This window comes from Fibrobacter succinogenes (assembly GCF_902779965.1).
In the GTDB taxonomy this organism is placed as follows: domain Bacteria; phylum Fibrobacterota; class Fibrobacteria; order Fibrobacterales; family Fibrobacteraceae; genus Fibrobacter; species Fibrobacter succinogenes_F.
In genome coordinates, this window is record NZ_CACZDK010000024.1 from 24,646 (window position 1) to 42,105 (window position 17,460).

14 protein-coding genes and 1 tRNA gene are annotated in these 17,460 nt (G+C 47.2%); 4 read left to right on the forward strand and 11 right to left on the reverse strand.

The features are described 5' to 3' along the window. Window positions 1-11 precede the first annotated feature (11 nt). Both HUF13_RS11670 and rfbD read left to right on the forward strand, forming a co-directional pair. The gene (locus HUF13_RS11670) at window positions 12-2,381 is read left to right on the forward strand and encodes a sodium-translocating pyrophosphatase (RefSeq protein WP_173475296.1); all 2,370 of its coding nucleotides are present in this window, start codon (window positions 12-14) and stop codon (window positions 2,379-2,381) included. Between the two features lie 244 nt (window positions 2,382-2,625). After that, on the forward strand, window positions 2,626-3,546 hold the full coding sequence (rfbD, locus tag HUF13_RS11675; protein ID WP_173475297.1) for a dTDP-4-dehydrorhamnose reductase: 921 nt from the start codon (window positions 2,626-2,628) through the stop codon (window positions 3,544-3,546). Between the two features lie 110 nt (window positions 3,547-3,656). Here the strand turns inward: rfbD and mqnE are convergent, their stop codons facing one another. From mqnE to HUF13_RS11710, 7 genes are all read right to left on the reverse strand, one after another. Next, entirely contained in the window at window positions 3,657-4,697 is a 1,041-nt protein-coding gene (gene mqnE, locus HUF13_RS11680) for an aminofutalosine synthase MqnE (protein WP_173475298.1), read from the reverse strand. A gap of 457 nt (window positions 4,698-5,154) precedes the next feature. Then, window positions 5,155-5,228, reverse strand: a tRNA-Met gene (locus HUF13_RS11685). Window positions 5,229-5,354: 126 nt separating this feature from the next. Next, window positions 5,355-6,515 carry a CDP-alcohol phosphatidyltransferase family protein gene (locus HUF13_RS11690; protein WP_173475299.1) on the reverse strand — a complete coding sequence of 387 codons (1,161 nt, stop codon included), beginning with the start codon at window positions 6,513-6,515 and terminating at the stop codon, window positions 5,355-5,357. Continuing rightward, complete coding sequence (gene recN, locus HUF13_RS11695; RefSeq protein ID WP_173475300.1) at window positions 6,512-8,161, reverse strand: DNA repair protein RecN; 1,650 nt, start codon at window positions 8,159-8,161, stop codon at window positions 6,512-6,514. The genes HUF13_RS11690 and recN overlap by 4 nt, the downstream gene beginning before the upstream one ends. Before the next feature lie 160 nt (window positions 8,162-8,321). After that, on the reverse strand, window positions 8,322-9,077 hold the full coding sequence (locus tag HUF13_RS11700) for a tRNA (guanosine(46)-N(7))-methyltransferase TrmB (RefSeq protein WP_173475301.1): 756 nt from the start codon (window positions 9,075-9,077) through the stop codon (window positions 8,322-8,324). Between the two features lie 275 nt (window positions 9,078-9,352). Next, window positions 9,353-10,240 carry an MBL fold metallo-hydrolase gene (locus HUF13_RS11705; protein ID WP_173475302.1) on the reverse strand — a complete coding sequence of 296 codons (888 nt, stop codon included), beginning with the start codon at window positions 10,238-10,240 and terminating at the stop codon, window positions 9,353-9,355. Between the two features lie 131 nt (window positions 10,241-10,371). Beyond that, window positions 10,372-10,956, reverse strand: coding sequence for a hypothetical protein (locus HUF13_RS11710; protein WP_173475303.1), 585 nt, complete (start codon window positions 10,954-10,956; stop codon window positions 10,372-10,374). A gap of 194 nt (window positions 10,957-11,150) precedes the next feature. Between HUF13_RS11710 and HUF13_RS11715 the strand changes: the two genes are divergently transcribed. Both HUF13_RS11715 and HUF13_RS11720 read left to right on the forward strand, forming a co-directional pair. Next, entirely contained in the window at window positions 11,151-11,957 is an 807-nt protein-coding gene (locus HUF13_RS11715; protein ID WP_173475304.1) for an exodeoxyribonuclease III, read from the forward strand. Window positions 11,958-12,168: 211 nt separating this feature from the next. Next, on the forward strand, window positions 12,169-12,906 hold the full coding sequence (locus HUF13_RS11720) for a porin family protein (RefSeq protein ID WP_304039117.1): 738 nt from the start codon (window positions 12,169-12,171) through the stop codon (window positions 12,904-12,906). A gap of 73 nt (window positions 12,907-12,979) precedes the next feature. Here HUF13_RS11720 and HUF13_RS11725 read toward each other — a convergent pair whose 3' ends face one another. The 4 genes from HUF13_RS11725 to HUF13_RS11740 form a co-directional block, all read right to left on the reverse strand. Continuing rightward, window positions 12,980-14,044: a spermidine/putrescine ABC transporter substrate-binding protein gene (locus tag HUF13_RS11725; protein ID WP_173475306.1), complete on the reverse strand. Its 1,065-nt coding sequence runs from the start codon at window positions 14,042-14,044 to the stop codon at window positions 12,980-12,982. A 199-nt stretch (window positions 14,045-14,243) separates the two neighbouring features. Further along, complete coding sequence (locus tag HUF13_RS11730) at window positions 14,244-15,545, reverse strand: pyridoxal phosphate-dependent aminotransferase (protein ID WP_173387217.1); 1,302 nt, start codon at window positions 15,543-15,545, stop codon at window positions 14,244-14,246. A 248-nt stretch (window positions 15,546-15,793) separates the two neighbouring features. Continuing rightward, on the reverse strand, window positions 15,794-15,934 hold the full coding sequence (locus HUF13_RS11735) for a hypothetical protein (RefSeq protein ID WP_173475307.1): 141 nt from the start codon (window positions 15,932-15,934) through the stop codon (window positions 15,794-15,796). A 94-nt stretch (window positions 15,935-16,028) separates the two neighbouring features. Continuing rightward, window positions 16,029-17,447, reverse strand: coding sequence for a sensor domain-containing diguanylate cyclase (locus HUF13_RS11740; protein ID WP_173475308.1), 1,419 nt, complete (start codon window positions 17,445-17,447; stop codon window positions 16,029-16,031). Window positions 17,448-17,460: the final 13 nt, after the last annotated feature.

Below are 17,460 nucleotides of genomic sequence, written 5' to 3' on the forward strand. Positions count from 1 at the left end.
GCGAGGTTTTTATGCTTTCGATTCCGTCTTATTGGTATTTTGTCCCAGTGGCGGCGTTTATTGCTCTGGGAATGGCTCTCTTCTTTTATCGTTTTATGAAACGCGCCCCCGAGGGCAACGCGAAAATGAAGGAAATCGCCCATTATGTGCGTGTGGGAGCCTACGCTTACCTCAAAAAGCAATACCGGACGATATCGGTGGTCTTTGTAGTGCTGTTCGTTGTTTTTGTTGTTTTGGCGGCGCTAGGAATCCAAAATCCGTTTGTGCCGATTGCGTTTTTGACCGGAGGCTTTTTCAGTGGCCTTTGCGGATTTTTGGGGATGAAGACTGCAACGTATGCGAGTTCCCGAACCGCGAATGGAGCCATGTCGAGCTTGAACCGCGGGCTTGTCATTGCTTTTAGAAGCGGCGCCGTGATGGGGCTTATCGTTGTGGGGTTTGGGCTTTTAGATATTTCGGCCTGGTTCTTTTTGCTCAATTACATTTACGACAACAATGTTTGGGGCTTTGGTGCCGACATTGCGTCTAAACTTTCGCTTGGCGCTTGGAATGCGGACTTGGTTGCTAACGCCGAATGGGCCCATGCAAAAATGGTAGAAATTACGACGACCATGCTTACGTTTGGCATGGGCGCTTCGCTGCAGGCTTTGTTTGCTCGCGTGGGTGGCGGTATCTATACAAAGGCGGCGGATGTCGGTGCTGACCTCGTGGGTAAAGTCGAGGCGGGTATCCCGGAAGATGATCCGCGTAATCCGGCGACCATTGCAGATAACGTGGGCGACAATGTGGGCGATGTGGCTGGCATGGGCGCTGACCTTTATGAATCCTATTGCGGTTCCATTCTTTCGACCGCGGCGCTCGGGGCAGCACTCCCGATGGGCGGCTTGAAACTTGTGATTGCGCCGATGCTGGTGGCTGCAATCGGGATTGTCCTTTCTATCGTGGGAATCTTTGCTGTGCGTACGCGTGAAGACGCTACGACCAAGTCGTTGTTGCGCTCTCTTTTGACGGGAACGTTAGGCTCGTCGGTTCTTATTCTTTTGGCGCTTTTGGTGCTTGTCAAAATGGATTTTATTTCGATGGGCATATTTGGTTCCGTGCTCTCGGGTCTTGCGGCGGGGATTCTCATTGGGCAGTTTACGGAATATTTTACTTCGGACGCTTATGCGCCTACGCGCGGGATTGCAAATCAGGCGAGGCTTGGTGCTGCAACGACGATTATTGATGGAATTTCGGTAGGCATGTTTTCGACAGGGCTTCCGGTGGTGACCATCGTGGTGGGTATTGTCTGCGCGTTTGGCTGTGCTGGCGGTTTCAGCGATATGGCAATGGGACTTTACGGTGTCGGCTTTGCTGCGGTGGGCATGCTGAGTACGCTTGGCATAACGCTTGCAACAGATGCGTTCGGACCGATTGCCGATAATGCGGGTGGAAATGCCGAGATGGCGGGGCTTGCTCCCGAGGTGCGTGAACGTACCGATGAACTGGATATGCTCGGGAATACGACTGCTGCAACGGGCAAGGGTTTTGCCATTGGTTCTGCGGCTCTGACGGCTATGGCGCTTTTGGCATCGTATGTTGAAGAAGTGAAATTCTGGCTTGGGCATTTGGCGTCATCTGCAGAAGGTGTTTGGAAGGTCGGGTCCGTTGTTTTTGCGAACAGCGTAAACGATTTGGCGAATGCGCTTTCTGGTGTTGTGGGTGTGAAGTTCCTCGATGGTGGAACGCGTGCGATTGCTGAAAACGGCGATTTAGTTGGCATGGTTGCAAGTAAAGTAAGCTATGCGGACTTTATGCAAATTTATAATCTCAATTTGATGAACCCAATGCTATTGGGCGGGCTGTTTATTGGTGCGATGATGACATTTGTATTCTGCGCTTTGACCATCAAGGCAGTGGGGCGTGCTGCAAGTGCGATGGTCGAAGAAGTGCGTCGCCAGTTCCGCGAAATTCCGGGAATCATGTTTGGAACCGGGAAGCCTGATTACGCTCGTTGCGTTGAAATCTCGACGATGGGGGCGCAACATGAAATGGTGCTTCCTTCGATTTTAGCGGTGGTCGTGCCTGTGCTTGTTGGGCTTACGATGGGCGTTGCGGGCGTGTTTGGACTTTTGGCTGGAGGCCTTGCTTGTGGTTTTGCGCTCGCGACGATGCTCAACAATGCCGGTGGCGCCTGGGATAACGCAAAGAAGTTTGTCGAAAAAGGCAATTACGGTGGTAAGGGGTCTGATACGCACAAGTCTGCCGTTGTTGGCGATACTGTTGGCGATCCGTTCAAGGATACAGCTGGCCCTTCTCTCAACATCCTTATCAAACTCATGACCATGGTGAGTGTCGTGTTTGCTGGCGTTATCGTTGGCTTTGGGAACATGTTCTTTTAGTCATTAGTTGTTAGTCATTGGTCGTTATGGCTTCGTTCATTAAATGATTACAGAACAACATCATGACGGGCTGATGGTGATGTCATGGCGGACTCGGATCCGCCATCTTTTGTGAACAAGCCAAGTCGCGAAGCGTCCTCAGTAACTAGTAACTTCTAACTTTTAAATTCTAAACTCTAAGATCTAAGATCTAAGTTCTAAACTCTGCCATCTATTTACTATCTTTCCCGTTAGAGGTTTTTCTATGAAAGTTTTAGTGACGGGTGTCGGTGGCCAGCTGGGTCACGATGTGATGAATGAACTTGCAAAGCGCGGATACGAAGGGGTCGGTAGCGATATTGCTCCAGCGTATTCTGGAGTTGCCGATGGAAGCGCTGTTACGACTATGCCGTATGTGCCCATGGATATTACGAATGCCGCTGCCGTTGCTGAAACAATCAAGAACGTTAAGCCGGATGTGATTGTGCATTGCGCTGCTTGGACTGCCGTGGACCTTGCCGAAGACGAAGACAAAAAAGCGAAGGTCTTTGCAATCAACGCCGAAGGAACCGAAAACATCGCTCGCGTTGCAAAAGAAATCGAAGCGAAGATGGTTTACATCAGTACAGACTACGTGTTTAATGGTCGTGGCACAGCGCCGTGGAAACCGGATTGCAAAGATTACGAGCCGCTCAACGTTTATGGCGAATCCAAGCTCAAGGGCGAACTCGCTGTTAGTGGAACTCTCGAAAAGTATTTCATTGTGCGCATTGCTTGGGTGTTCGGCCTCAACGGCAAGAACTTCATCAAGACGATGCTTAAGGTGGGTGAGTCTCACGATACCGTTCGCGTTGTGTACGATCAAATTGGAACGCCGACTTACACGCTCGACTTGAGCCGTCTCCTCGTGGATATGATTGAAACGGACAAGTACGGCTATTATCACGCTACGAATGAAGGTGGATTTATCAGCTGGTACGAATTCACCAAGGAAATCTACAAGCAGGCTGGCCTCCCGACGAAGGTGTTGCCGGTGACGACGGCGGAATACGGGCTTTCTAAAGCCGCACGTCCGTTCAATAGCCGTTTGGACAAGAGCAAGCTTGTGGAAGCAGGCTTTAAGCCGCTCCCGACATGGCAAGATGCCCTTGGCCGTTACCTCAAGGAAATTGGGGTTATTGCTTAACGCTTTGGTTTTAGTGCCGGAGGTGGCGGCTATAACACAAGATGCCATGACGGTGCGTGTATGGCATGCTACGATTTGTCATCCTCGCGATGGCGAGGATCCATTAAGTTCTACGAGAATTTTTCGTACAAGGCGTCTCGTTCCACAGGAACGAGGCCTTCTTTTGTTATAAGGCTCTTCATGCGTTCTGGGCTCATGCCCACGGGAACCGTGGCGCCTGCGGCATGCGTAATCTTTTCTTCGATAATCGTACCGTCCAAATCCGATGCACCGGCGTGGAGAGCCTTCATGGCAGTTTCGATGCCCATTTGAATCCAGTATGCCTTGATGTGTGGGAAGTTGTCTAAGAACAAACGAGAAACGGCGACCGTGCGCAATATGTCTTCTTCACTTGTGATGTTCGGAACAATTTGATGGAGCGCGTTGTGTTCCGGGTGGTATACGAGCGGAATGAACGCAAAAAATCCCGGAGCTTCGTCTTGCAAGTCGCGGAGCATCTTCATGTGCGCAATGCGGTCTTCGATCTTTTCGATATGCCCGAACAGCATTGTTGCATTTGTTGGAATTCCGAGCTTGTGTGCTGCACGATGAACGTCAAGCCATTCTTCGCCGGTTTCCTTGCCCGGACAAATCTTGTCGCGTACACTTTGTACTAAAATTTCGGCACCGCCACCGGGGAGCGCGTCAAGCCCTGCGTCCTTGAGCGTTGCCATAATCTGTTCGGGCGTTTGCTTGGAAATTTTGGCGAAGTGGCAAATTTCAACGGCCGTAAAAGCTTTCAAATTTGCAGACGGAAATTCCTTGCGGAGCTTGCGCAACATTTCGATGTAGTAATCGAATGGATGATCCGGGTGCAGGCCTCCAACGATATGCAACTCGCGGGCGCCTTTGCTAATCGCTTCGGCGGCCTTGTCGCGGATGGTTTCGTAATTCCAGTCGTAAGCGGTCGGGCTATCTTTTTTAATGCGGCTGAAGGCACAGAATTTGCAGTGCAGAACGCACACGTTTGTGTAGTTGATTTGGCGATTGTTCACCCAATAAACGGACTTGCCGTGGCGTGCTTCTTTTTCGGCATTCGCGCGTGCGCAAAGTTCATCGAGCGGTGCGTTCAAAAATAAATCGAGAGCTTCTTGTTCTGTAAGGCGAGACATGCGATAAATATAGTTATTAGTGGCTAGTGATTAGTAGGAAGTAGGCAGTAGGAAGTAGGAAGGAGACGGTGGGCGGAATAATATCATTGCGCAAGCGTGTTCCTGCATCTCTCGGCTCTGATGTCGTTTCTCTTCGAGGCTTGACCTGTTCGCCTCGGATATAGGAACATGTAAATATGTTCCTGCATCTCTCGGCTCTGATGTCGTTTCTCTTCGAGGCTTGACCTGTTCGCCTCGGATATAGGAACATATAAATATGTTCCTGCATCTCTCGGCTCTGATGTCATTCTTGACTTTGTCATTCTCGACCGAAGGGAGGGAATTCATACAATTTATTTAAAGCAACAATCCAAGCTGAAGGATCTAGAGCAATATTCTAGTAGCTATAAACTAGCCCGAAGGGCCAAGTAATATGCATAAAACAAAAAAAACGCAGATTAAAATCTGCGTTTTTTAGTAGCGGGGGCAGGACTTGAACGCTGCGACCTTCGGGTTATGAGCCCGACGAGCTACCAACTGCTCCACCCCGCGTCGAGGTTGTCCCATATATAGAAAATAATAATAGATTTGGCAAGAGTCAATAGCCGATTAAACGTTGGAGTAAGTTTTTTTTATGCTTTTTTCGCTTGATTTCGGCAAAATAGCAATCCAATTCTATTACACGAACTTTTTCAAAATGTGTTTGCTGGCGTAGAAATAATCAATTCCGCTGATGAGTGTAATGGCTGTTATGATGCCCATCACAACGACAGGAAATTTCGGCCAAATATTTTCGAAACCTGGAATCAATGCACGCACCGGATCGATGGCTCCAAGGAGAATGGCGACAATGCCAATGCCTTGCAATGCCGTTTTCCATTTGCCACTGCGGCGTGCAGGCATAATCAGCCCTTCGCTTGCAGCAAGCGTGCGGAGCGTTTCCACGCTAGATTCACGGAAGTAAATCAAGGCGACCATCCACACCGAAGCGTAACCTGTTGCAATAAAGCACATGAAAATTGTCATGTTCGAAATCTTGTCGCTGAACGGATCGAGGTATTTGCCGAGCGTGCTCACTTCGCCCATGGATCGTGCGAGCTTGCCGTCTAGGTAATCGGTAAGCATAAATCCAAGCACCATCACGAGCGCGAGTACTTTAAAGACAATACTGTTGTTGCTGTAATCCAAATCGTTGTCGTAGAAGAACACCCAAAGGAAAAACGGAGTGAGCACAATGCGGCTCATGGTGAGTTGGCTTGCAATCGAAAGCGGTTTGCGGTGTGCGGGGTCGCGGTAATACCAGTATGCGTATGCAGCGGTAGAGGCGGCGATGAGCAAAATGGAAACGACCATCATAATTTGTTGTAGATTTTCGATGTTCAACAAATAGACGCCCATCGTGATTGTTACGGAGAGATTCGCGAGTTTACTCCAGCGGCGTTTGCGGGGGAGTTGTTTCCCTTCGCGTAGCACTCCAAGCGAAAATAACGTGTGCGCGATAAGTCGCCCGAGCAAAACGGCGCAACCGACACCCAAAATTTTTTCAACACTTTCGTTTTGGAGAAGGTCGCGGGCAAAAATGCTAGCCATCACGATAAACTGTAAAAATCCGTCAATCGCGTTGAGCCAAAGTCTGTAGTAGGGCTTTTCGATTTCCTGGCTTTTCAACTGGAATAGGTTGACCCATCCCATGATAAGTGCTATACCCACGAAAGAGCAGGCCATCGTTGTCCATCCTTCCCAGATGAATACGATGACGCAGATAAAGACGAGTGCACGCAAGATACTCCAAATGCGTGAACGCAAACGAACATCAGATGCATTTTCTGGTTCTGTCATAAATTATTCTCCAACAACTGCTTTGCATGAGTGCGGACTGTTTCTGAAGATCCACCTAACATTCTAGCAATTTCTTCGATACGCCCGTTCTTGTCGAGATCAATAATGGACGTAAAAGTCCTTCCATCGACTTCTTTCTTGCTCACTGCGAGTTGATTTTCGGCGCGACTGGCCACTTGATGCAAGTGGGTGATGGTGAGCACTTGGTGATGCTTGCCCAATTTCCGCAAGGCTTCGCCAATGCTGTTGCCTGTTTCGCCCGAAATTCCAGAATCGACTTCGTCGAAAATGAGCAGCGGAACTTTGTCGAGTTCGGCCATGACGCTCTTGATGGCGAGCAGCACACGGCTGAGTTCGCCGCCGGACACGGCCTTTTGCAAAGACTTTTCGCCTTCGCCCGGGTTTGGTGCAAGCAAAAATTCAATGCGGTCGAAACCGTTGGACGCGGGCGCCTGTTCAGTGATGCTGGTAGAGAATTTTGCTTTTGGCATGCCAAGGCTATGCAAAATTTCTTGCACGGCGGAGTCGAACCGAAGTGCGGCTTCACGGCGCTTTTCGGTGAGGCTCGCGGCGAGACGAACTGTTTCAGCCTTGTGCGCATCGGCTTTACGCTTGAGTTCTTCGATGTCTGCATCGAGATTTTCGAGGCTGTCGAGTTCCTGCTTACGTTGTTCGGTAAGCGCGATAAGCCCTGCGACATCGGTGCGGTACTTGCGCTTGAGCTTTTGAATGAGCGCGATTCGGGAATTGGCCCGGTCGATTTCGACGGGGCTCATGGACTTTGCCGGGCGGAGCCTTTGCAAATCCTTGCAGATTCCCTCGAACGGGTCCGCCACTTCGAGGAGGGCGTTCAAGTCTTCTTCGTAATGTGGAATCTTTTGGGCGAGGGAACGCAATTTGTACTGAAGGTTCTGGACCTGTTCGAGAATGCCGTTATCGTAACCGATGAGCGCTTGAATTTCGTTCAGCAGATTATGTTCAGCTTCGCTCTTGCTTGCAATGTTGACTTTTTCTTCAAGCTCTTCTTCTTCGCCATCGCGGAGCGCAGCCTTTGAAAGTTCTTCGTACTGGAACTTCAAAAAATCTTTTTGTTGAGCAAGGTCTTTGGCGTGAGCTTCTGTTTGCTGGATTTTTGCAAGAACATCATTCCAAACGTTATAGCTCTTTGTATAGTTTGTAAGCAACTCGCCGTTGCCCGCATATTCGTCGAGCATTTTAGCATGTGTGCGGATGTCGCGTAACAAAAGCTGTTCGCTCTGGCCATGCATCTGGATGAGCGATTCGCCAAGTTCTTGCAAGTCCGAGAGACTTACCACAGAACCGTTTACGCGGGCGCGCCCTTTTCCGTTTTCTAAAATCTCGCGGCGAATAATGAGCTCGTCGTCATCATCGAGTTCAAGTCTTGCGAGTATCTGCTTGACTTCGGGATCGTTACTGATATCGAACGTTCCTTCGACGACTGCTTTTTCTTCGCCCGTGCGGACCATGGACGCTTGCGATTTGTCTCCGCAAACCATGCGGAGCGCTTTCATAAGAACGGATTTGCCTGCGCCAGTTTCACCAGTAATAGCAGTAAAGCCCCCGTGGAAGGGAACCGTTGCCTCCGCTATCAATGTGAATCCGTTAATTGTAAGTTGCTTTAACATACTAGATAAATTAGCAAAAGAATGTGCTTGGTTTTAGGTTATAGGTTGTAGGTTTTAGGAAAAGAATCACGTGCTTTGCACGTCTTAAAAAGGTGGCTACGCCACGATTTTTTTCTACCTATCACCTAATCCCTATCACCTAATCCCTATCACCTAATCCCTATTTTTCAAATTCAATAATACTTCTATAAATCGGACGGCCTTCTTTCTTGTACTTGCGTTCGAATCCGGTCAAGATCCCTTCGGTCGGTTCTGCCGTATTGCGGACGATAACTTTGCAAGTCGGGTAGGCATCGAACGTTTCAAGTGCAATTTCGTTGTATTCCTTGTGGTCGGTGCCCCAATAGAAAATGCGTTTGCCCGGTTTAAAACAGCGAGCGACTTCGTCGAGAAAATCAGGACGGAGCAAACGATTCTTGTGGTGGCGTTCCTTTGGCCACGGGTCCGGGAAATACATGTGGAATGTATCCACGGTGTTGGACTTCACGGCATCGCGCAAGAAGTAGAAAACATCACCGCGCAACATGGCGGCATTGCCCTGAGCTACGATTCCGCGTTTTTCCATGCGTTCGTGAGCAAATGCGGCCCACGTGAAGTCCCATTCGCTACCCATGATAAAACGGTCCGGATGCTTTTCGGCGTAGTCCGTCATGAAGTTGCCTTTGCCACTTCCGATTTCTACTTCGATATGACCGTTCTCGTTCGGGAACATGTCTTTCCAGTCGAAGTCGAGCTTGTGTGGCAATCCGTCCGGCGTCTTGATGGGCTTGCGGTCGCCATTCGTGCGGAATATGTAATGCCACAGCGCCTTCATTTGCGGATCTTGGTTCAAGTCTCGATAAAACTCCGGAATCACGACTTCCTTCGGAGCCTTCTCTTCTTCGTTCAATACTTCGTTGTTGTTTTCGTCTGCCATAATGTTTTTTTCTTAAAATAAAAATTTAGTTCCGAGTTCTGCTCGTCATCCTCCGCTAGGAGGATTCATACAGTTCCAAATTAGCAAAGTATGGATTCCCTCCTTCGCTACGCTCAGTCGAGAATGACCCTCATTTCTAGAATCACTAGTAACTCTTAACTATTAACTAGTAACTAAGTTCTAAGTTCCGAGTTACTAGAAATGTTTATATTGCTATCTCTAGTAACTAAGTTCTAAGTTCTGCCAACTTCCTACTTCCTACCGTCTACTTCCTACTAAATAAACGCTACAATCTTCTCCTTGAATTTTTCTGGAATTTCCTTATCGAGCATCTCGCGGATGTGCCTCTCGGAATACTTCATCGAGAAATGACTCAAGATGATTTTTTCGCACTTGATTTCATCATCGAGCTCGTTGAGCGCATGCACTATATCTTTCAAGTGGCTGTGCCCTTTCTTTTTGCTCATCGCTTCCTCGCCATCGTCGAGGAACGTGCATTCCGTAATCAGCACTTTCGACTGGAAAACGCGGCTGTTGTCGAGCAAGCTTTCGCCAAGGCAATCGCCCATGAAGCTTACGAGTGGTTCATAAACTTCGCGCGTGATTTCGACACCTTGCTTGCGCAGTTCGATAATTTCGGTGGCCGATTTCCCGAGGAATTCATCCTTGAGCTTTTTCTTGTAAAAATAAAGCGTTCCGCCCATTGTCGGGATTGAGTGCTTGACTTCGAAAGCTTCAATCGCAAGGTCTTTGCGGTAGCGCAAAAATTGCAATTCGCCAGCGGTTACCGGTTCAATTTCCGGGTAGCGGAATTTTGTTTCGCCAACACCTTCGAACATCGCTTCGGCTTTAATCCAGGCCTTTGCGTTTTCGCTGATGAAATCCGGCATGTAATAGACGCTGTCGCGTTCGACACCCATCATCTTGCGCAGGCTGTGGTGACGCATCAGGCAGCGGGCGTGGTCGCCGTGGGCGTGCGTCAAGAACACATGGTCTAGTGGAATAGCCGAAAGCGGGCATTCGCCCATGTCAATGCAAAAATCAAGTTCGGGAATTTGAATATACGTTGCTAGTCCGGAAATCGAAAATCCGGAAATTGGAGAACACGGCGTATCGACGTGTATCTGCCGTAGAGCGTTATGTATGTACTTATTTTCGTTCACTTTTTTACCGCCCGATAATTTAGCAAATTACGTTGGGTAAAAAATGACACTTGATGTCACCCTGTACTCGTTACGGGGATAGAATAAAAAGCAGCTCGGCGAGAGCTGCTCTTTGTATTATAGAAATGTTCTTATTTGTCTGCTATGATTTTGTCGAATTCGGTGCAAGACATCATTTCGATGTTCACACCCATAGCCTTACTGCGGGTCCTGTCGTTACCCTTTCTTCCGGGAATACGGAAACAGAAATCGTACTTGTTTCCCTTGTCGGTCGGGATTCCCATCTTGAAAATGCGAAAACGTTCCATACCCGGTTTTGTAATTTCGTGGTAATCGTAAGAGTTCTTGATGCGTTCGAGGCGCTTTTCCTGAGAGAATTCGAGTTCGTTTGTAATTGGACCTTCCAGATTGAGCGGCAAGGAATTCTGGAAACGGAGTTCGAGCTTTCCGTTTGTCTTCACGATCGAGGTCTCGGAAGGCTTGATCAGGTAGCGCTGTTGGGGAATGTTCTTATAGGCGATGTTGTGGCTGCTAGCTTTGCGGACTCCGCAAACTTCACGCATGTCAGGGTTCGCGACAAAGTCGATATCACGGCAAATCGGCGGAAGGTCGGTCGGGATTTCGAGTTCTTCGGCTTTCTGTGAGGATGAACCGGCACAACCGGCCAAGAACGAAACAGCAATAAGGCTGGATGACAACAAGATTTTATTCTTCATACCATCAAATATAAGATTATTATATAAAATTGCGAATTTTTTTTTGAAAATGGTTTAAAATGCTGTAATAAATGCCACTTTTTTACATATTTGTAAAGTTTTTGTAAACGAAACTTGTTGTAACCGCCTTCGTGCCCTTTGGAGTTTAAAAAAATATTCTATCTTTGGCGTGGAAAAAATGGGATTGATGTAAAATGAAAATCTACAGCTGGAATGTCAACGGTATTCGCTCCGTCCTGAAAAAAGGGTTTGAGGATTGGTTCTCAGCGACCGATCCCGATGTGCTTTGCCTTCAGGAAGTCCGGGCCGAAAAGAGCCAGGTCTCCGCAATCGCAAGCCGCGAAGGCTACTACACTTATTGGAACGCTTGCAAGCGCAAGAAGGGTTACAGCGGTGTAGCGGTCTATTCCAAAATTGAACCCGATGCGGTCAATTACGGTTTTGACATCGAGGAATTTGATGTTGAAGGGCGTGTGCTCCAACTGGTGTTCCCGGATTGGGTGCTCAATTGCATCTATTTCCCGAATGGTGGGCAGGGTGACGACCGCTTGGATTACAAACTCCGCTTCTACGATGCGTTCCTGGAAAATAGCAAGCAGTGGCTGCGCGATGGCAAGCATGTGGTAACCGTAGGTGACTATAATACATGCCATAAGGAAATCGATATTGCGCGCCCGAAAGAAAACGAGAACGTGAGCGGATTCTTGCCGATTGAACGGGCCTGGATGGACAAGTATGTCGAAAATGGCTTTGTCGATACATTCCGCACGCTGCACCCTGATACCCGCGATGCTTATTCGTGGTGGTCAAACCGCTTTGGTGCGCGCGAAAGGAATGTGGGCTGGCGTTTGGATTATGGATTTGTGGATGCAGCGCTTATGCCGAATGTGGTGAGCTCCGAAATTTTGAGCAGTGTAACAGGATCTGACCATTGCCCGATTTGCTTGGATCTTGAACCGCCGTTTGCTCCGCTCCCAATCAAAAAGTCCGAAGAAATCTAAAATTAAAATATTATTTTCTGTTGTTTTTTTGTAACGTAGTCCCGCATGTCGGGACTTTTTTTGTTTGTGAAAAATTAAAGCACTTTAAGCTGTTAAAGAAATGAAAAATATATGAAAAAAACTTGTTTTTAAAATTCAATTATGTTATATTGGCATTAAATCTAAAAAGGAGATAAATATGTTCAAAAAAATTATTCTTGCAGCAGTTGTTGTGGCAAGTGCTGTATTTGCTCAAAACGTAAAAATTGGTGCTCACGCAGCAGGTAGTTTTGGTACTGCTTGGGGTGATAATGTTGATATGCTTGAAATTGGCTGGGGTCCGGGTTTCAATGTTGGTGCTGACGCCAAGCTTGTCATTAATCCGCAGTTCTCTTTAGTTGGTGGAATTGGTGTTGATTATCGTCGTATTTTCTGGGATGTCGGTGGAATGATGAAAAACCAGATGACGAAGATGATGAGTATGGCGGGTATAGATTTTGATACTTACTATAGTTCTTTGCCTGCAAAACAAAAAATGATGGCGGACGTTGTGTTTGAATCGGAAATGACGTTCTCGTTACTTTATGTTGACATCCCAGTTGTAGCTCGTATTAACCCGGTTCCGAATTTCTTTATTGATGCTGGTATTGATTTGGGCATTAACGTGAGCGCTTCTGTCACTAGCAAAACGATTGGTGTAGAAAAGACGGAAGATGTCGATAGTGATATGAAGAGTACTATTGATTTCGGTTTCGTTGTTGGTCTTGGCTATTCTGTTACGGATAAGATTGATATCAATTTCCGTACTGCAATTGGCCTAACAGACATGATTGACATGCAGAAGGCTTTTAACAGAGTAAGTCCTGATGATGATGATAGCTCTTATGATGAAGACGATGACGATGATACTCCTACATTCGGCTTCAAGAATTTGCGCTTTCAGCTTGGCGTGACCTTCTGGTTCATGTAATCGTTTAGATATTAGAAAAAGCCCCACACTTAATTAGAAGTGTGGGCTTTTTTGTACGTAAAAATTTTTGCGGTTATCGCGTCTTGATAATCATCCAGGCTTCGTCGTATAGCCTTTCGATGTCGCCTAGATCAGTGAGGAATACCATGCGGTTGATTTCTTGCTTGTTGGGGTTGATCACGCGATTGTTCTTGAAACTGTCATCGATAACTTCGAGGCTTGCCTTGTTTGGTGTTGCAAAGTTGAGCGATTTTGCAAGATTTGCGCCGACTTTAGCATCCAAGATGTAGTTCATGAAGGCGTATGCACCTGCAATGTTTGAAGCCTTGGAACTTAAAAGCATGGCGTCAACCCACATAAACGACCCTTCCTTCGGAATCACGAACTGGAGTGTGGAATCTTCGTTGATGGCTGCTTGCGCTTCGCCATTGAAAACGATTGCAGCGCTATTCATACGTGAAAGCACTTTTGCTTTTCCTTCGACTGAATTTTCGAATCCGGCAAAGTGGAGGTCTTGTTTTATCTGTAATATGTATTCCACGGCCTTGTTTATTTCGGATTGCTTTGTGCTATTGGCGCTATTGCCCGTGGCTTGGAGCGCCATGCTGAGCATGGAGCGGCTTTCGCTGAGCAAACTAAAACTACCCTTGGTGATTTTTTCGTCGTAGAGCATGGAATAGCTTACGCTATCCGGGTGGATTTTTTCGCCACGGAAGAGGATTCCTGTGGTGCCCCAAAGGTAGGGGAGGCTGTAGGTGTTTGTAGGGTCGTATTTTTGATTTCGAAACTGCGGCGCGACATTTATGCGGTTGGGAATCAAACTCATGTTGAGTGGCGCGATGAGGCGAAGCTGAATCATTTGCTGAATGACCACGTCAGAAGCGATGATGACATCGTATTTGCCTGTTTTGGCGGTCATGAGTTTCGCAAGCATTTCTTCTTGGGCTTCGTAGATTTCCAATTTGATCTTGTAGCCGGTCTTTTTCTGAAAATCTTTTAGCAATTCTGGAGTGATATATTCGCTATAAAGCATCACCGTAACAGTCTTGGATAAATCTGCAATTTCCCCCTGCTTTTGTATGCAGGCGGTTATTGCCAAGGCTGCGAGAAGTGCAAAAATTAGAATAATCGATTTCAAATCAGCATCCCGTTATAGAATGTTGTAACATACAAAACATAAAAAAATATTCTTCGAAATGCTCGAAAAATTTTCGTTTAGTACAAAAAAAGAACCCGACTCAATGGTCGGGCTCTAGACTGATTCGTAATAAAAAAATTAAGATAAAAGAAAACCTCGCAGTGCGAGGTTCCGTTAACTAATCATCAATAATTAATGACTAGCTATGCAAGTACTCGATAATCGCGTCGTGGATGGTGGTGAACACGCTGCGCAGTTCGTCTTCGTCTTCTTCCAAGAGTGTCACGCGGAAGCCCTTGAGGTCTGTGCAGAAACTCGTGCTCGGCACAACGCAGATGCCCTTTGCGCCCAAGAGGTAATACACAAAGCGGTAGTCGAGGTTTGTGGTCTTGCTGCACCATTCTTCGACTTTCTTCTTGATAATCGGATTGTCGATTTTCAAGGTCTGGTGGCTGTTGAGCACGCCTTCGCGGAAGATGATGGTGTTGTAGAATGCACCGTAAGTCGGGTTGAAATACAGCTCCGGAATGTCGGAGAGAATTTCGTTGATGATGGCGCTGCGGCGTCCGATCTTTTCGTTGAGTGCGTCGCGGTGTTCCTTGAAACGGGCATCGCCAAGCACTCGCGGAATCGTCATCTGCGGGAGCGTGGTTGAGCAGACTTCCACCATCTTGGCATTGTCGAGTGCACGGCAGAAAGCATCGAACTGCTCGTCCTTGTCGCGGTTGTAGTATTCGGCCCAGCCGCAACGTGCGCCCGGCCACGGGTATTCTTTAGAAATGCCCTTGAGTGCGATACCCGGAACATCGCCGATGTATTCGGCGAGCGCGTAAGCGTGAGCGCCATTGTACACAATCTTGTTGTAAATTTCGTCGCAGATAATGAACAGGTTATAGCGCTTAGCGATATCGACCATCTTCTGGAGAATTTCGAGCGGGTAGACCATGCCGGTCGGGTTGTCCGGGTTCAGAATCAAGATACCAGCAATGCTCGGGTTGTACTTCACCTTGTTTTCGAGTTCTTCCAAGTCCGGGTACCAGTGGTTTTCGGGCTGGAGGCGGTAAGTAATCGGCGAAGTGTGTGCGTGAGCGGCTTCGGCAGAGCTGTGCGTCGAGTAAGCCGGTGCCGGTCCGATAATGCGGGTGGTCATCGACAAAAGGCCGTAAATTGTGGCGATTGCGTCGCCGAGGCCGTTGAAAAACAGGATGTCGTCGACGTTAATCTGAGCGCCGCCGAGTTTGTTGTTTTCTTTCACCAAGAATTCGCGCGTTTCGAGCATGCCCTTGGAGGGGCAGTAGCCGTAGCTTCTGTTCGTCTTGACCAAATCAACGACTATGTCCTTAATCCATTCGGGAAGCTGGCATTTCTTTTCAATTGGGTCACCGATGTTTTCCCAGTGGATGGGGAGGCCAAGCGCCTTGAGCTGGTTTGCCTTCTTCACGATTTCTCGGATTTCGTATGAAAGTTCCTTGGCACCTTCGCTCAACAATCTTCTACGCATTTTAGACTCCTATGGAGGTTTCAAAAATTCTCAAAATTTACTGCATAATTATAGAATAATATTTATCTATGTTGTTTTTGCAATGCAGATTCTGCGCCATCCTGAGGTAAAGCCGAAGGATCCGGTGCTTTTAGAATTTTCGATTTCCTTTTGTTTATGGTTAAAGTTTTGGGTAAAAATTTAGGGTAAAAAAATAAGGCAGCCTTTTACGGGGCTGCCCTTGAAACTTTTAATCTGAGTTTTTCGCGTTATGCTTTACAGATTTTTGTTTCTTTGGACAGCCCCATAATAGCTCGGGCTGCTGCCGGGCTTGCCGCCTTTGCTGCGTTAGCTGCAAATCTTGCATCTACTGCTGCTGCGATGATGTTCTGTCCAAAAATTTTATTCATGTACCGAAATATAGCACCACAAAAGAAATGTGTCAAGGTGACAGGGACTCTCGCCTTGCGGGAGTGTCTCCTGAACACCAAACATTAACCCATACTAGCTTATTCTTCTTCTTCTATTTGCCGGGAACCGGTCATAGAATCGTTTCTTGTCTTCGTACATGTTGTTGTCTGCTTCGTGCAAGGCTCTGCGAATCTTGCCTCCGTGTTCGTCGTAATAGAAGCCGATTGCAAAACTGACTTTGCCCGGAATCATTGAGTCCTGACGGAGCTTTTCGACTTTAGCTTCAAGATCCTCTTTAGGCTGGTTGGTGGCAATAACGAGAAACTCGTCGCCGCCGGCACGGTAACAATCGCAACCGATGAATGTATCTCTCAAAAGATGAGCTGCGCTTTTCAATAATTCGTCGCCTGCATCATGCCCTTGGCTGTCGTTTATCGGTTTGAGGCCGTTCAAGTCCGCAAAGATTACCGCCAGGGAATCGTATGAAACTTCGCCCTTTATGAACTTCGAAATTTTGTTGTTCATGGAGTTGCGGTTCAATAGTCCTGTCAGAAGATCCTGGTTGCTGAGAACTTCAAGTTGGTTCAAAAGCCGATAGTTAGCAATTTCAGAGGCGATGAAAAATGACGAAAGCTCAAGCGTTTCCTTGATGTTCACCGTATTCGATGTGTCGAAGTTAGTGACCAAGATAAAGCCTAAGAGTGTCCCTGTATATTGGAGCGGTAGAAGCGCCACGGTTTCGATTTTTTCTTTGACGAGCAAATCGTACCACTTTGGGTTGGTTTCGCGGATAAGCTCAAGGTCTCTGCTGTTTGCTATCATCAAACAGTACCTTCCGCGGAGTTGTTTAATCCAAGACCTAGCGTATTCTGTAAAGTCTACGTGTTTTAAATCTCGGATAGAATGTTGGTTTAATCCTGGTTTCAAGGAATCGCTAAATACGGACCAGGTGTTTTCGTTGAAATCCGTTAGCAGAACGCAGCAATAGCTGGCACCACAAATATTGCGGATGTCCTCGATAACTTCGTCCATAGTTTTGTGCAAATCTTTAGTACCACGGAGTTTTATGCAGGTTTGCAAAACGCTAGAAGAAGTCTTTGACGATATGTTCGACATTTCGTCAAGATTTTCTTCGAACGATAGTTCCTGCGAAAAAGTACAGTATGCCTTTTCGGGATCCTCGATATTGAGAGGCATCATGTTCATGTTGATGCTGAAATCATAATATTCGGGGCGGATATAGGCATGAATGGGCTTTTTCTTGATTGCGCATTCGTAGCAGAAGTTCTCGAAATTGAGTTCCTTCTTCATGTAATGTTCATAGCGTCGACCGGGGACGAATTTTTCCTTGAATATTACATTACCATTGTCATCGACTTTTTCCATTGAACGAACATAATCTTCGTTGCCTGCTTCGATTCGTACCGTCCTGGCCTTGCCATCATTGCGTTTTTCGATCGATACGATACATGTCATCGTGTGGAATTTGTCAACAAGTTCTTGTAGATCCATAAATTTAGAGGGT

Excerpts from the sequence above, each read along its gene's own strand:
- HUF13_RS11700 (WP_173475301.1), bottom strand. The coding sequence starts at position 9,077 with ATGGCAGACGAAAACAACAACGAAGTATTGAACGAAGAAGAGAAGGCT.
- HUF13_RS11730 (WP_173387217.1), bottom strand. The coding sequence starts at position 15,545 with ATGCGTAGAAGATTGTTGAGCGAAGGTGCCAAGGAACTTTCATACGAA.
- rfbD (WP_173475297.1), top strand. The coding sequence starts at position 2,626 with ATGAAAGTTTTAGTGACGGGTGTCGGTGGCCAGCTGGGTCACGATGTG.
- HUF13_RS11690 (WP_173475299.1), bottom strand. The coding sequence starts at position 6,515 with ATGACAGAACCAGAAAATGCATCTGATGTTCGTTTGCGTTCACGCATT.
- mqnE (WP_173475298.1), bottom strand. The coding sequence starts at position 4,697 with ATGTCTCGCCTTACAGAACAAGAAGCTCTCGATTTATTTTTGAACGCA.
- HUF13_RS11740 (WP_173475308.1), bottom strand. The coding sequence starts at position 17,447 with ATGGATCTACAAGAACTTGTTGACAAATTCCACACGATGACATGTATC.
- recN (WP_173475300.1), bottom strand. The coding sequence starts at position 8,161 with ATGTTAAAGCAACTTACAATTAACGGATTCACATTGATAGCGGAGGCA.
- HUF13_RS11715 (WP_173475304.1), top strand. The coding sequence starts at position 11,151 with ATGAAAATCTACAGCTGGAATGTCAACGGTATTCGCTCCGTCCTGAAA.
- HUF13_RS11710 (WP_173475303.1), bottom strand. The coding sequence starts at position 10,956 with ATGAAGAATAAAATCTTGTTGTCATCCAGCCTTATTGCTGTTTCGTTC.
- HUF13_RS11735 (WP_173475307.1), bottom strand. The coding sequence starts at position 15,934 with ATGAATAAAATTTTTGGACAGAACATCATCGCAGCAGCAGTAGATGCA.
- HUF13_RS11670 (WP_173475296.1), top strand. The coding sequence starts at position 12 with ATGCTTTCGATTCCGTCTTATTGGTATTTTGTCCCAGTGGCGGCGTTT.